This is a genomic window from Clostridium sp. CCUG 7971 (assembly GCF_017590215.1).
Classification (GTDB): domain Bacteria; phylum Bacillota; class Clostridia; order Peptostreptococcales; family Peptostreptococcaceae; genus Faecalimicrobium.
The window spans coordinates 1-15,539 of sequence record NZ_JAFFPK010000064.1 but is presented as its reverse complement, the minus strand read 5'-3'; the positions used below and the strand labels follow the sequence as shown (position 1 = coordinate 15,539).

Annotated in this window: 12 protein-coding genes and 1 pseudogene; 12 read left to right on the top strand and 1 reads right to left on the bottom strand. The window is 29.4% G+C overall.

The genetic code is table 11. The features are described from left to right. Positions 1-29 precede the first annotated feature (29 nt). Positions 30-680, bottom strand: coding sequence for a GntR family transcriptional regulator (locus JWF52_RS08980; RefSeq protein ID WP_208333236.1), 651 nt, complete (start codon positions 678-680; stop codon positions 30-32). A 248-nt stretch (positions 681-928) separates the two neighbouring features. Here JWF52_RS08980 and lgt point away from each other — a divergent pair, with 248 nt between their 5' ends. From lgt to JWF52_RS08920, 12 genes and pseudogenes are all read left to right on the top strand, one after another. Then, positions 929-1,675, top strand: coding sequence for a prolipoprotein diacylglyceryl transferase (gene lgt / locus JWF52_RS08975; RefSeq protein WP_208333235.1), 747 nt, complete (start codon positions 929-931; stop codon positions 1,673-1,675). A 27-nt stretch (positions 1,676-1,702) separates the two neighbouring features. Continuing rightward, complete coding sequence (gene rsmH, locus JWF52_RS08970; RefSeq protein WP_208333234.1) at positions 1,703-2,638, top strand: 16S rRNA (cytosine(1402)-N(4))-methyltransferase RsmH; 936 nt, start codon at positions 1,703-1,705, stop codon at positions 2,636-2,638. Positions 2,639-2,720: 82 nt separating this feature from the next. Beyond that, entirely contained in the window at positions 2,721-4,703 is a 1,983-nt protein-coding gene (locus tag JWF52_RS08965) for a sigma-54 interaction domain-containing protein (RefSeq protein WP_208333233.1), read from the top strand. A 210-nt stretch (positions 4,704-4,913) separates the two neighbouring features. Beyond that, complete coding sequence (gene nhaC, locus JWF52_RS08960) at positions 4,914-6,365, top strand: Na+/H+ antiporter NhaC (protein ID WP_208333232.1); 1,452 nt, start codon at positions 4,914-4,916, stop codon at positions 6,363-6,365. A 4-nt stretch (positions 6,366-6,369) separates the two neighbouring features. Then, on the top strand, positions 6,370-7,512 hold the full coding sequence (gene iadA / locus JWF52_RS08955) for a beta-aspartyl-peptidase (RefSeq protein WP_208333231.1): 1,143 nt from the start codon (positions 6,370-6,372) through the stop codon (positions 7,510-7,512). A 241-nt stretch (positions 7,513-7,753) separates the two neighbouring features. Next, positions 7,754-8,110, top strand: a complete 357-nt coding sequence (locus tag JWF52_RS08950; protein WP_208333230.1) for a hypothetical protein — start codon at positions 7,754-7,756, stop codon at positions 8,108-8,110. A 53-nt stretch (positions 8,111-8,163) separates the two neighbouring features. Further along, a pseudogene (locus tag JWF52_RS08945) lies at positions 8,164-10,098 on the top strand (stage V sporulation protein D); the annotation flags it as partial. A 161-nt stretch (positions 10,099-10,259) separates the two neighbouring features. After that, on the top strand, positions 10,260-11,633 hold the full coding sequence (locus JWF52_RS08940; protein WP_208333229.1) for a UDP-N-acetylmuramoyl-tripeptide--D-alanyl-D-alanine ligase: 1,374 nt from the start codon (positions 10,260-10,262) through the stop codon (positions 11,631-11,633). Positions 11,634-11,674: 41 nt separating this feature from the next. Further along, positions 11,675-12,640 carry a phospho-N-acetylmuramoyl-pentapeptide-transferase gene (mraY, locus tag JWF52_RS08935; RefSeq protein ID WP_286184072.1) on the top strand — a complete coding sequence of 322 codons (966 nt, stop codon included), beginning with the start codon at positions 11,675-11,677 and terminating at the stop codon, positions 12,638-12,640. 16 nt (positions 12,641-12,656) lie between these two features. After that, a complete protein-coding gene (gene murD, locus JWF52_RS08930) occupies positions 12,657-14,015 on the top strand; it encodes a UDP-N-acetylmuramoyl-L-alanine--D-glutamate ligase (RefSeq protein WP_208333228.1) in 1,359 nt (452 codons plus the stop codon). A 34-nt stretch (positions 14,016-14,049) separates the two neighbouring features. After that, complete coding sequence (spoVE, locus tag JWF52_RS08925) at positions 14,050-15,180, top strand: stage V sporulation protein E (protein ID WP_208333227.1); 1,131 nt, start codon at positions 14,050-14,052, stop codon at positions 15,178-15,180. Between the two features lie 14 nt (positions 15,181-15,194). Continuing rightward, on the top strand, positions 15,195-15,539 hold a 345-nt coding region (locus JWF52_RS08920; RefSeq protein WP_208333226.1), incomplete at its 3' end, for a UDP-N-acetylglucosamine--N-acetylmuramyl-(pentapeptide) pyrophosphoryl-undecaprenol N-acetylglucosamine transferase.

The window sequence follows — 15,539 nt, the reverse complement described above, 5'->3', positions numbered from 1 at the left end:
TTATAGCCTGTACTTTTATAGATTAATACTTATATATCCTCATTGTTATTTTCATTTGATTGTTCATATAAAAATGATGGTACTGAGTGGTGTATACTACTGTCACCAACGACCATAAGTATATCATTTTCCATGAATTCAATATAAGGACCAGGAGATATTATAAGTTCTCCATCTCTCTTAACACCTACAATAGTTGCACCTGTATGTTGCCAAAATTTAGTTTCTCCGGCAGTTAAGCCTATAAATTTACATTTATTTGTAATTTCAAATTCAAATGGAACCAAAGGGTTAATATTAGATAGTCTACTTGAGTAATCTATTATTTTATTTATATTATCAATTATTTCATTTTCTAACTTAGATTTTGTTGCCATAAGCTTATTTAAGTTAGATTTATATGAAGAGACATTAGTAATATTTTGGTTCTTATTTAAAAAAGATAGAGCTTTAGAAGAAGAAAGTACCAAGATTCCTTTTCCCTTAACACTAGAAACTACACCTAAATCTTCAAGTATTTTCATAGCTCTTCTTATTGTCTCTGGAGATACATTATATGTACCAGCAAGAGATGATCTTCCACGCAGTAAGCTGCCTTCTTCTATTTCGCCTACATAAATTTTATTTGCTATATCTAGGGCAATTTTGTGATATATAGGCATTGAATATTTTTTATCCATTTTTTCACCTCAAGTATATACTTCAGATAATATTTTAAACCTTAAATATAAATATGTCTATATTATAAAATTTAGCTAAAATAGTAAATATAATACTATTAACATTGAATAATTAACATATATAAGATATATTAATATTATTAAATTATCACATCATACTTCATAAAAAATACAAATTTTGAGGTTATGATAATTATAAACTTATTTAGAAATATTAAAAATAAGAATAAAGGTTAAGAGGTGAAAATATGGATAGAGTGGCATTTAGTATATTCGGTATAGATGTAATGTGGTACGGAGTGCTTATGGCAACAGGAATGATTTTAGGAACACTTATAGCTATAAAAGAAGCAAAAAGAGTCGGTATAAAGGAAGAAAATGTATTAGATTTAGCAATTTATGCTATTCCAGCAGGGCTTTTAGGTGCAAGACTGTATTATGTAATATTTAATTGGGAATATTATTCTCAAAATGTTTCTCAAATTCTTAACTTTAGAGGCGGAGGAATGGCAATTCATGGAGCGCTTATTGGAGGAATACTTACAGGATACATATTTACTAAAATTAAAAATATTAATTTTTGGAAAATGGCAGATACTGTTCTTTTAGGTATGCCCTTAGCACAAGCTATAGGTAGATGGGGAAACTTTATAAATGGAGAGGCTCACGGTGGTCCAACTGATTTACCTTGGGGTATAATGGTAGATGGAGTAAAGGTTCATCCTACATTTTTATATGAATCTATATGGAATTTAGGTATATTTATATTCTTATGGATATTTAGAAAGAAAAAACAATATGAAGGACAAATTATAATTTATTATATAACACTATACTCTCTAGGTAGATTCTTTATAGAAGGTCTAAGAACTGATAGCCTTATGATAGGACCACTTAGAATGGCACAAGTTATAAGCTTAGCAGGTGTAGTTGGTGGTATAATAGCCCATATATATTTGTCAAAGAAAAATAAAGAAGATAAAATAGAAGAATAAAGAAGTAGTAATTAAGGAGATAAAAAAATGGAATTTCATCACGTGTCCGTGCTTTTAAATGAGTGCATAGAAAATTTAGATATAAAACCAGACGGTGTTTATGTAGACTGTACAATGGGTGGTGCAGGCCACTCTAAAGAGATAGTAAAAAGATTATCTGATAAAGGTCTATTTATAGGATTTGATCAAGATAAAAATGCTATAGCTACAGCAAAAGAAAGATTAAGTGAATATAGTGATAGAGTAAGATTTGTTCACAGTAATTTTGAAAATATAAAAGACGAATTAGCAAAAATTGGAGTACACAAAATAGATGGAGTACTTGCAGATTTAGGGGTATCTTCTCATCAATTAGATGAAGCTGATAGAGGATTTTCATATATGCAAGATGCACCACTTGATATGAGAATGGATGTAAGATGTGAATTTTCTGCTTATGATGTAGTAAATACTTATAGTGAAGAAGAGCTTACTAAGATAATAAAAGATTATGGTGAAGATAACTGGGCTAAACGTATAGCTAAGTTTATAGTAGAAGCGAGAGAAGAAAAAAATATAGAAACTACAGGAGAACTTGTAGATATAATTAAAAGGGCTATACCTAAAAAAGCTAGAATAGATGGACCTCATCCAGCTAAGAGAACTTTCCAAGCTATAAGAATAGAAGTTAACAATGAGTTAGGTGTAATAACTAAAATGATAGATGATGCGGTATCTATAATGAATGAAGATGGTAGAATATGTATAATTACATTCCATTCATTAGAAGATAGAATAGTTAAAAATGCTTTTAGAGATTTAGCATCAGACTGTGTATGCCCATCACATTTCCCATTATGTCAATGTGATAAAGAATCATTAGTGAAGGTTGTAACTAGAAAACCTATAATTCCAAGTGATGAAGAAATAGAAGTAAATCCAAGATCTAGAAGTGCTAAGTTAAGAGTTGCACAAAGAAAATAAATAAGTTAATTAAGTAGGAGGAAATTAATATTTCCTTCTATATTTTTATATAAATATGTAATCAGATAGGAAGGGGGACTATATGAAAAAAATTGCAGTAATATCTTTAGGGGAAGATACGGGCTTAACTATAAAAGAACAACTTGAAAGTATTTTAGACGAGAAAATAGATATAAACGTATTTGGTATAGATAATAACTTAGATATAAATCCTGATTGGGATTTGATAATATTTTCTAGTGAAATAGTAAGAAAAATGATGTTAGATAAATTAGGAGCAAATGTAAATCAAATTGTAGTTAAGAGATCAATAAGACATAACTTTATAGATAAGCTTATTAAGATAAAAAAAGGAGAAAAAGTATTGCTTGTAAATGATCATAAAGAAAGTTGTGAAATATCTATAAAGCAACTTAAAAATCAAGGTATAGATCATATACAATACTTCCCTTATTATCCTGGTATAGGAAGTTATGAAAAAACTAACATAGCAGTTACACCAGGAGAGTCTCAGCTTGTTCCTAAAGAGATAAAAGAAGTTATAGATATACAATCTAGGCAAATGGATATAATAAGCATTACAGAAATATTAATAAAATTAAATATGGTAGATAAGTATGGTGATTTATTATCTTCTTACTTTTATAGAAATATAGTAGAGATATCTAAAAAGTATATAAATATGGCTCATGAATCAACAAAGTTAAAAAATATGCTAACTAGTATATTAGATAATCAAAGAGAAGGTATAATATATACAAATTCCACAAATCAAGTTTTAGTACTCAATGAAAAAGCAGTACAATTTCTAAATATAGATAGAAATAATATCATATCTAAAGATATATATAATGTATTTGATGATTTAAAAAATGATATAGTAAAAATAAACAATCAAGAACTTTTAATATCTAAACAAAAAATAGGAAATGATGGAAACTATGTTGGAAATATGATAGTTATAAGTCAGGTCGATAATATACATAAAATTGATGAAGAATTAAGAAAAAAGAAAAAGAACATTAAAAATAGTTCTAAATATACTTTTGATAATATTATAGGAAGCTGTAAAAATACTTTAGAGAGTATAAAGTTGTCTAAAAAAATTTCTAAAACCAATTCTACTGTATTAATACAAGGAGAAACTGGAACAGGTAAGGAAGTATTAGCTCAAGCTATACATAACGAATCAGAGAGAAGAGATTATCCATTTATTGCTGTTAACTTTGCAGCACTTTCTGAAAATCTAATAGAAAGTGAACTATTTGGATATGAAGAAGGAGCATTTACAGGAGCAAAAAAAGGTGGAAAAGAAGGTTTATTTAAAAAAGCACACAAAGGAACTATATTTTTAGATGAAATAGGAGATGCACCTCTTAATTTGCAAGCGAGATTGCTTAGAGTATTACAAGAAAGAGAAATAACGCCAGTTGGTAGTACAGATGTTATACCTGTAGATATAAGAATCATAGCAGCAACTAATAAAAATCTATTAGATGAAGTAAAAAATAAGAATTTTAGAGAAGATTTATATTATAGATTAAATGTAATGCCAATATATACAATACCTTTAAGGGATAGAAAAGAAGATATATCACTTACTTTAAATTATTATATATCTAAGTTTAATAAACATTATGATATTGAAAAATTCTTTGAAGAAGATGTTATTAGAGTACTTGAAGATTACAATTGGCCAGGTAATGTAAGAGAACTTATAAATATAGTTGAATACCTAAGTAGTATAAAAGAAGATAACCTTAAAATCGAAGTTTCAGATTTACCTAAATATATATTAGATAATATAAACATAAAATCGGATAAATATAAAACTGAGGATGATTTAACTGAGGATGAGTTATGGGTATTAAAAACAATTTATAAATATGATAGTATCGGAAGAAGAACATTATCTATGATTTCTTATGAAGAAGGGATAGATTTAGGAGAAGGTAAATTAAGAAGAATAATAAATATATTAAAAGAAAAAGAGTATATAGATGTTAATAAAGGTTTAAATGGGACGAAAATTACGAATAATGGGATAAAAAGGGTTGAAAATTAAAAATTTTAACCCTTTTTTATTATTTAACTATAAAAAGCACACATTTTTAAAGTAAGATACTTTTCTTATTTTATTTTAAAAATTAATTGAAAATTTAAAAAATACTTTACTTTTTAAATACTAAAAAAATAAACAAAACTATATAAAACTTGGCACAGAATTTGCTTATATATAAATTCATAATATTATAACACAGGGAGGATATAAAATATGAGTAATACAGCAAAGAAAAAGCCTACGTTAGCACAGGCACTAATACCTATAATATTTATGATACTTTCATTAACTATAGGATATGGTAAGTTTAAAATGAGAATAGAACCGATAATGGTTATATCAGCATTTGTTGCAGGGGTAATTGCATTAAGGTTAGGTTACACATGGCAAGAAATGCAAAAGGCTATAATTGAAAAAATAGCAAGTGCTCTACCAGCAACTTTAATATTATGGAGTGTAGGATTTTTAATAGGATCATTAATGTTTGCTGGTACTGTACCGATGATAATTTATTATGGAGTTCAAATGATAAGTCCAAAGTTTTTATTAGTAACAGCATTTTTAGCATCAGCGATACTTTCTATAGTAACAGGAACATCTTGGGGTGCGGCAGGTACTATTGGGGTTGCAATGATGGGAATTGCAGGAGGGCTTGGAGTTTCTCTACCAGCTACAGCAGGAGCAGTAGTTGCAGGAGCATTCTTTGGAGATAAATTATCTCCACTTTCAGATACTACAAACTTAGCACCAATGGCAGCAGGGAGTGATCTATATGATCATATAAAACATATGTTATATACAACATTACCAGCTGCTGCAGTTTCTTTAGTAGTATATACAATAGTTGGATTCAATGCATCTGGAGATATGGTAACTCCAGAGTTAGTTAATACTATGATGAATCAATTAGACTCAATGTTTAATTTTAATATAATATTACTTATTCCAATAGTATTGGTAATTTTAGGATCTGTAAGAAAATGGCCTACTATACCTACTATGTTAGGTGTAAGTATACTTACTATATTTTTAGGCGCTATTGTACAAGGTTTTAATATTGTAGATGGGTTTGAATCACTGGTAGGAGGATTTAAATACACTATGACTGGATTTGTTGGTGAGCCACTAGCTGAAGTAGTAAAACTTATAGATAGAGGTGGAGTAGTTTCAGTTACAAGCACAACAGTATTAATATTCTGTGCAATGGGATTTGCAGGAATAGTAAGTGTTTCTGGAATGCTTGATGTAGTACTTGATTTATTAATGTCAAAAGTAAAATCTACAGTAGGTATAATAATCGCTACAATAGTATCTTGCTTTACAGTTGCTTTTGTAACAGGGAGCTCATATCTTTCTATACTTATACCGGGTGAATTATTTAAAAATGTTTATCCAAAGAAGAATTTGCATCCTAAAAATTTATCAAGAACATTAGAAGATTCAGGAACAGTTATAGTACCTTTAGTACCATGGTCAGCAGCAGGTGCTTATATGGCAGCAACTTTAGGTGTACCCACACTAGAATACTTACCATGGGCAATACTTAATTACACAGGTATAATATTTGCAATAATATTTGCCATTACAGGATTTGGTATAGCTAAACTAGATAAAAATGATGATGAAAAAAATATAGAGAATAGGGACATTGTTGAAGGAGTATAAATTTATGATATTAATTAAAAATATAGATATATATTCACCAAAGTATATTGGGAAAAAAGATGTATTTATAAGTGGTTCAAAAATAGTTTTAATAGAAGAAAATATTGAATTTAAAAATAATAAAATAAAAATAATAGATGGTAGTGATAAAATACTTACGCCAGGGTTTATAGATCAGCATGTGCATATAACTGGAGGAGGAGGAGAAGGTAGTTTTAAGACTAGAGCTCCTGAAATTACATTAACTAAATTAACTACAGCGGCAGTAACAACTGTAGTTGGTTTACTTGGAACAGATGGAACTACAAGAAATGTAGAAAATTTAGTTTCTAAAGCAAAAGCGTTGAAAGAAGAAGGTATAACAGTATTTGCACATACTGGTTCATATGAATATCCAACAGTTACACTTACAAATTCAGTTAAAAGAGATATATGCTTTGTAGATGAAATTATAGGTGTGAAGCTAGCATTATCAGATCATAGAGCGCCAAATGTTACTAATGATGAACTTATAAGAGTAGCATCTGATGCAAGAGTTGCTGGAATGTTAAGTGGAAAAGCTGGAATTGTAGTGCTACATATGGGAGATGGTAAAAAAGGACTTTCACCTGTAAATGAAATATTAGAAGAAACTGAAATACCTATAAAAACTATAAGACCAACTCATGTAAATAGAAGAGAAGAACTTTTAATAGAGGCTTTTGATTATGCAAAACGTGGCGGTAAAATTGATTTAACTTGTGGAATTAAAAGAGAATTAAATCCTGGAAAATGTATTAAAAGGGCTGCTAAAGATAATGTTCCTTTAGAGAATATAACTATAAGTTCTGACGGATATGGAAGTTGGTCAAAATACGATGACGCAGGAAATTTAATTAAAATGGGAGTTTCTAGTGTTAAAAGTTTGCATGATGAATTTAAATCTATGGTAGATGAATTAGATTTTAGTATAGAAGAAAGTTTAACTTATATAACTTCTAATGTTGCTAAAGCCTTAGAAGTATATCCTAAAAAAGGGTGTATAAGAGAAGAATCAGATGCAGATATTATTTTATTAGATAAAAATCTAGGAATTGATACTGTAATAGCAAATGGGAAAATAATGATAGAAAATAAAAAGATATTGGTTTATGGATCTTATGAATAACTATAGAAAAAGGCTACAATACTGAATTTAGTATTGTAGCCTTTTTTCTATATTATTGGATAATTTATTATTTAAATACCTAAATTTAAGCAACGGACGGAGTCGTTGGCGATATGAACGGAGTGAATTTTGTTTTTTAGTGTATTAATTTCACGACAAACTGTTAAAGGAAGATGTCATGTATACAACAAATATAATAATATTGATTTTCTTTTAAAAAGAATTATTAGAGGTGGTCTATATGAAAAAAAATAATAAAATAAAGGACATGAACGAATATAAAAAAAAGAAAAAGAATAAATATAAAGGTAAATATAAATTAAAAGTAAAAAAGATAATATTTAAAAGTACTTTTATAGCGGTAGTATTTGCAGTGATTTTAGGAAATATATGTGGGTATTCAGTTATATCAAAGCTTAAATACGATATACACTACTTAAAAAAAGAATTAAAAGAAAAAGAAATATCAAGAGATGAATTAAAAACAAAAGTAGACACTAGTACATCAATACCTGAGATTGAGAAAAAGGCTAAAGAAGAACTAAATATGGATTATCCAAGACAAGAACAAATAAAGTATATAGATGTGAAGAACTAGGGGGGAAGATAGTTGAAAAAGATAAAAAGGATAAGTAAAAAAGATTAGTACTTGTTCTTATACTAGCATGTTTTCTATTTTTAGTTTTAATATTTAGAACGGGATATCTTCAGCTAGTAAAGGGAGAATGGTTAAGTACTAAGGCAACAGATCAACAAACAAGAGAAATTCCAATAGAGCCAAAAAGGGGAACTATATATGATAAAAATATGAAAGAACTTGCTGTTAGTGTTACAAAATACACTGTGTGGTGTAAACCAGTAGAAGTGTCTGATAAAGAAGATGCATCAAAGAAAGTATCAAAAATTCTAGGTAAGGAATATGAAGATATACATAAATTAGTAAGTAAGAAAAATATGGCATTAGTAAAGATTGAGAGATGGATAGATGATGATAAAGCTAAACAAATAAGAGAAGCCCAAATACCAGGTATTTGGGTAGCAGAAGATAATCAAAGATATTATCCATATGGAAACTTTGCTCCATATGTATTAGGGCATACTTCAGCAGATTCAGAAGGTATAGCCGGTATAGAAATGAAATACAATAAACACCTAAAAGGAACACCTGGTAAGCTTATAGTTAGTACAGATGCATCAGGAAGAGAAATACCTAGAGGTATGGAAAAATATTATGAGCCAGTACAAGGTCAAGGTTTAGTACTTACAATAGATGAGGTAATACAGCATTATACTGAAAAAGCAGTTCAAAAAGCATATGAAGTTAATAATGCAAAAAGAGTAACAGTAATATCTATGGATCCAAAAACAGGTGATATACTTTCTCTAGCATCAAAACCAGATTACGACCCAAATGATTCAAGAACTCCAATCTATCCATATTATGAAGAAGAACTAGAGAAGTATGATGATAAAGATAAGCTAAAAGGATATTATCAAATGTGGAGAAATCCAGCAGTAAGTGATACATATGAACCAGGTTCTACATTTAAGTTGATTACATCATCAGCAGGGGTTGAAGAAAATGTAATAAAAGAAAATGAACAATTTGTTTGTACAGGAAGTGTAACAGTTGGAGGAAGAAGGATAAAATGTTGGAGACATTATAGACCGCATGGAGCTCAGTATTTCAAACAAGGTGTTCAAAACTCTTGCAACCCAGTTTTCGTTGAAGTTGCAAGTAGATTAGGCGTAGATAAAATGTATGATTATATAGAATCATTTGGATTTACTGAAAAAACTGGAATAGATTTACCAGGAGAAGCAAAAGGAATATTATATAATAAAAAGAATGTAGGTCCAGTAGAACTTGCTACAATGTCTTTTGGTCAATCAATTTCTGTTACACCAGTTCAACTTATAACAGCTATTTCAGCAATAGCAAATGATGGAAAACTTATGCAACCAAGGGTAGTAAAAGGATATACTGATAATAAAGGTAATATAGTTGAAAAAATTGATCCTAAAGTTGTAAGACAGGTAATATCAGAAGAAACATCTAAAAAAATGATGGATATTATAGAATCTGTTGTTAGTGAAGGTGGAGGTAAGTCAGCATATATACCAGGTTATAGAATAGGTGGTAAAACAGGTACAGCTCAAAAGGTTATAGATGGAAAATATGCTCAAGGTAAATATATATGTTCATTTATGGGGATAGCTCCAAGTGATGATCCACAGATAGTAGTTTTAGCTATAGTTGATGAACCAACAGGTGTAAGTGCATTTGGTAGTACAACTGCGGGTCCTATAATTAAAGAAATAATGAATGATTCACTTAAGTATTTAGGAGTTAAGCCACAATATACAGAGAAAGAAAAAGAGGAGTTAGAAAAACCACAAGTATCAGTTCCGGATATAAGAAATTTATCAATTGAAGAAGCAGTTAAAGTATTAGAAGAAGCTAAATTAAGTCCGAATTTAGATGCTGATATAGAAATACCTAAAGGTACTAAGATAAAAGATATGTTCCCAAAACCGGGTGTAAAAGTATCTGAAGGTTCTAGTATAATGTTATATTTTGAATAAAGAAAAATAACAGATAGTTAGAAATACCTTCAAAAAAATAAAAATATGGTATATAATTAAAAAGTTAAGTTTACTAAGGGGGCAATGTATATATTGGTATACATTGCCTTTTATTAAGGTAATCAATAAATCATAGTTAAAATGGTGAAGGAGGGTTAGATATGAAGTGTCTAACAGTATCAGAGTTAGTGCTTGCGACAAATGGTAAATTACTTAGTGGAAATGAAAATGACCGTGTATATGACGTTGTTATAGATAGTAGAAAAGCAAGTGATAAAAATGTATTTGTAGCTATAGTAGGAGAAACTTTAGACGGACATGAGTTTATGCACTCTGCATATGAAAAAGGTTGTAAAACTTTTATAAAAAATGAAAGTACTAGCATAAAACTAGAGAGTTCGGACATAAATTTAATAGAAGTAAGTAATACTGAAATTGCTCTAGGTGATATTTCTAAATACTATAAAGAAAAATTTGATATACCATATATAGGTGTAACAGGTAGTGTTGGAAAAACTAGCACTAGAGATATGATATATGCGGCAGTATCATCTAAGTTTAATACACTAAAAAATGAAGGGAATCTAAATAATCAACTTGGAGTACCATTGACTTTATTTAATTTAGATGAATCTTATAAATGTTCTGTAATCGAGATGGGGATGTCAGGATTCAACGAAATTGAATACTTAGCTAATATAGTAAATCCGAAAATAGGAGTTATATCTAATATAGGATTATCTCATATAGAAAATCTTGGGTCACAAGAAGGAATACTAAAAGCAAAGATGGAGATAACTACAAATTTTGATTCCTCAAACACTTTAATAGTAAATGGAGATGATAAATTTTTATCTAAACTAAACGATAAAGAATACGAATATACATTAAAAACATTTGGATTTAATAAAGATAATGATATATACTGCGAAGGATACGAAATGACTGAAGACAGTATAACATTTATATGCAATATAAATGGAAAAAAAGAAGAAATATTTATACCAACAGTAGGTGAACATAATATATATAATGCTATGGCAGCTATATTAGTTGGGATTAGTTTAGAACTTACTTTAGATGAAATAAAAAATGGTCTTAAGAATTTTAAAGCAACAAAGATGAGATTAGATATAGTTAAAAATGACAAAATGACAATAATAAATGATGCATATAATGCAAGTCCAGATTCTATGAAAGCAGCTTTAAAAATACTAGGAAGATATAAGACTAGAAGAGTAGCAATCCTTGGAGATATGTTTGAAATGGGTGAATACTCAGAGTACGGACATAGATTAGTAGGAGAAGCATCTATAGGAAATGCAGATGTTCTTATAACTATTGGTAATGACTCAAACTTTATAATCAAAGAAGCAAAAAAATTAGGATTTGATGAAAAAAACTTATATCATTTTAAAACGAGAGAAGACGCTATTAATGAGATAGACAGCTTATTAAGAGAAGAAGATATAGTATTAGTCAAAGCATCAAGAGGTATGAAATTAGAAAAAATAGTAGAATATCTTAACAAGTAATAAAATAGACGAAATAGCCAGCAAGGGAGAGGAGAAATATTATGTTAGGAATAACAGAACTTACGTATACAGCATTGATTTCATTTCTAATAGTAGTTATATTAGGTCCGATATTTATACCTATGTTAACAAAATTTAAATTCGGTCAGACGGTTAGAGACGATGGCCCTCAAACACACTTAGCTAAAAATGGAACACCTACTATGGGTGGTATATTAATGATAGTAGCGATACTTATAACAGGTCTTACTAGAAGTAAAATAAGCAATGATATGGTAGTTGGGCTTATATCTATAGTTGGATTTGGATTAGTAGGATTTTTAGATGATTTTATAATTATAAAAATGAGAAGATCATTAGGATTAAAGCCATGGCAAAAGATAGTTCTTCAATTTGCATTAGCTATATATATATCGTACTACCAATATACAACATCACCTAGTGCTACTCAACTTATGATACCATTTACAGATGCAGTCATAAACTTAGGAATTTTATATGTACCTATAATGACATTTATAATAATTGGTATTGTTAATGCAGTCAACCTAACAGATGGATTAGATGGTTTAGCATCAGGAGTAACTTTAATAGTTGCTACATTCTTTATGCTATTTGCAGGAACAGTTGCTGTAAATACTGATGTAGCAGTACTAGCTGCTGCTACAGTAGGAGCATGTTTAGGATTCTTAGGATTTAACTCATATCCAGCAAAAATATTTATGGGTGATACAGGATCTATGGCATTAGGAGGGGCTGTTGTAGCATTTTCAGTTTTAACTAACTCTATACTTATAATACCTTTAGTAGGAGGTATATACTTTGCAGAAGCTATATCTGTTATACTTCAAGTAGCATCTTTCAAAATAAGAAAGAAAAGAATATTTAAAATGGCTCCAATTCACCATCATTTTGAACAATGTGGATGGCCAGAAACTAGGGTAGTATTTGTATTTTGGATAATAACTGTAGTTTTAGCTTGGATAAGTATAATAGCAGTATTCTAAATTTGGGGGTATAAAAATGGACCTAGAAGGAAAAAAAGTTTTATTAATTGGTCTTGCAAAAACTGGCGTATCAACAATCAAGCATTTAGATAAGTTAGGTGCAAACATAGTTGTAAATGATATAAAAGACAAAGAACAATTAAAAGATATATTATGCGAATTAGAAAAAATAAGTAATGTAGAATATATACTTGGATACCATCCAGAAAATATTGATGATATAGATATGGCGATAGTATCACCAGGAGTACCATTAGATTTACCTTTTATACTTAAAATAAAAGAAGAAAATATTGAACTTATAGGTGAGGTAGAACTTGCTTATAGATTATCTAATGGACCTACATTTATAGGAATAACAGGAACAAATGGAAAAACAACAACAACTAGCTTAGTTGGAGAAATATTTAAAAATGCTAATCATGACACATACATAGTTGGCAACATTGGAAATCCTGTCATTGATACTGTAGGGCTTGCTAATGAAAAGTCAGTTTTAGTAACAGAACTAAGTAGTTTTCAACTTGAAAGTATAGATACATTTAGACCTAAAGTAAGTGCTATATTAAACTTTACAGAAGATCATATGAACAGACATCATACTATGGAAAACTATATAGAAGCTAAATCTAAAATATTTATGAATCAAAATAGTGATGATTTTTGTATATTAAACTATGATGATAAAAAAGTTAGAGATTTAGATAAAAAAATAAAAGCTAAAAAAATATTCTTCTCTAGGAAAAAACAAATAGATGGTGGAGTATATTTAGATGAAAATAATAATATAGTTATAGATATAGATGAAAAGGTAACACTTCTAAATAAAAGTGAATTAAGCTTACCAGGAAATCACAATTTAGAAAATTGTATGGCTGCAATAGGTATAGCTTATGTATTTAATATAGACTTAGAAGTAATAAAAAAAGTATTAAAGTCATTTGCAGCAGTAGTGCATAGACAAGAGTTTATAAGAAACTTAAATGATATTATGTTTGTTAATGATTCAAAAGGAACTAATCCAGACTCTACTATAAAAGCTATTGAGTCTTACGATAGACCGATAATATTAATAGCAGGTGGTAAGAATAAGCAAAGTAGTTTTGATGAATTATTAGAAATAGCAAAAGGAAGGGTTAAATCATTAGTTTTATTAGGTGAAACTGCGCCTATTATAGAAAAATGTGCTAAAGAAAAAGGATTTGAAAACATATATAGAGTAAAAGATATGAAAGAAGCAGTTAATAAATCTTATGAAATAGCAGTTAAAGATGATGTAGTACTTCTTTCACCAGCTTGTGCAAGTTGGGATATGTACAAAAGTTTTGAAGTAAGAGGAGACGACTTCAAGGATAATGTAGCTAATTTAAAATAACCTCTTATCTCGGGAATGGAGGTAGGTTTATCAAATGTCTAAAGAAGCTTTAAAAAAGCAAATCGACAAGGGGATGAAGACTGAATTTGATAGTGTTATATTCTATACCACTATGCTTTTAGTATTTATAGGAATCATCATGGTGTTTAGTGCAAGTTTTGTTCAATCTTCATTTAAGCATCATGATGCTTATTATTTTCTTAAGAAAAATCTAGTATATGCAACATTAGGATTTATATCTATGATGTTTACTGCAAAGATAGATTATAGATTTTGGAAAAAGAATGCAAAAACTATAGGTATTGTTGCTGTTATATTATTGCTTCTTGTTTTAACTCCGTTAGGGATAAAGGCAAACGGAGCAAGAAGATGGCTAGGAGTTGGAGGTCTTACTTTACAGCCGGCAGAACTCGCAAAGTTTGCAACTATAATAATAACAGCAAAATTAATTGAAAAACGATATGACAATATCAAGTCTTTAACAAAAGGAGTTATTCCACTTCTTATGATACCATCGCTATTTTTCGCATTAATAATACTTCAACCAAACATGTCTACAGCGGGGACTGTAATATTAGTTACATTTGTAATGATATTTGTGGCAGGTATGGATATGAAGTTTGTAATCGCGATGATAGGGAGCGGTGCTGCTTTATTTGCGGCATTAGTAATCGCAGCTCCTTATAGATTAAAACGTGTTACTTCTTTCCTAGACCCATTTCAAGATCCACTTGGAAATGGATATCAAGTTATCCAAGGTCTTTATGCGTTAGGATCAGGAGGATTATTTGGAATGGGATTAGGTAAAAGTCAACAAAAATGGTTTTACATACCTGAACCACAAAATGACTTTATATTTGCTATAATAGGTGAAGAGCTAGGTCTTGTGGGATGTGCAGTAGTAATTATGCTATTTGTAATATTAGTATATAGATGTATAAGAATAGCTTTAAAATGTTCAAATGTATTTGCTTGTATGGTAGTGATTGGTATAGGTGCTCAAATAGGAATTCAAGCAGCATTAAATATTGCAGTAGCAACATCATCAATGCCAGTTACAGGGGTTGCCCTGCCATTTATAAGTTACGGAGGAACATCGCTCATAATCTTTATGAGTGCAATAGGTATAGTATTAAACATCTCAAAATATGTCAAAATTAACTAACAGGAGATGATACAATGAAAGTATTATTATCAGGTGGCGGAACTGGAGGTCATGTATATCCAGCCATAGCCATAGCTAACAGAATAAGAGAAGAACACCCAGACGCTGAAATATTATTTGTAGGAACAGCGAAAGGTATAGAATCAGAAATAGTTCCAAAATACGGATATGAACTAAAAACAGTAACAGTACAAGGGTTTAAAAGAAAAATAGATTTAGATAATGTAAAAAGAGTATTTAAGTTATTTAAAGGGTTAGAACAATCAAGATCAGTAGTTAAAAAGTTTAAACCAGATATAGTAATAGGAACTGGAGGATATGTAAGTGGACCTGTATTATTTAATGCATCTATGAAAAAA

Coding starts and splice junctions, on each gene's coding strand:
- JWF52_RS08940 (WP_208333229.1), top strand. CDS start 10,260: ATGAAGTGTCTAACAGTATCAGAGTTAGTGCTTGCGACAAATGGTAAA.
- lgt (WP_208333235.1), top strand. CDS start 929: ATGGATAGAGTGGCATTTAGTATATTCGGTATAGATGTAATGTGGTAC.
- JWF52_RS08965 (WP_208333233.1), top strand. CDS start 2,721: ATGAAAAAAATTGCAGTAATATCTTTAGGGGAAGATACGGGCTTAACT.
- nhaC (WP_208333232.1), top strand. CDS start 4,914: ATGAGTAATACAGCAAAGAAAAAGCCTACGTTAGCACAGGCACTAATA.
- iadA (WP_208333231.1), top strand. CDS start 6,370: ATGATATTAATTAAAAATATAGATATATATTCACCAAAGTATATTGGG.
- spoVE (WP_208333227.1), top strand. CDS start 14,050: ATGTCTAAAGAAGCTTTAAAAAAGCAAATCGACAAGGGGATGAAGACT.
- murD (WP_208333228.1), top strand. CDS start 12,657: ATGGACCTAGAAGGAAAAAAAGTTTTATTAATTGGTCTTGCAAAAACT.
- mraY (WP_286184072.1), top strand. CDS start 11,675: ATGTTAGGAATAACAGAACTTACGTATACAGCATTGATTTCATTTCTA.
- rsmH (WP_208333234.1), top strand. CDS start 1,703: ATGGAATTTCATCACGTGTCCGTGCTTTTAAATGAGTGCATAGAAAAT.
- JWF52_RS08950 (WP_208333230.1), top strand. CDS start 7,754: ATGAAAAAAAATAATAAAATAAAGGACATGAACGAATATAAAAAAAAG.
- JWF52_RS08980 (WP_208333236.1), bottom strand. CDS start 680: ATGGATAAAAAATATTCAATGCCTATATATCACAAAATTGCCCTAGAT.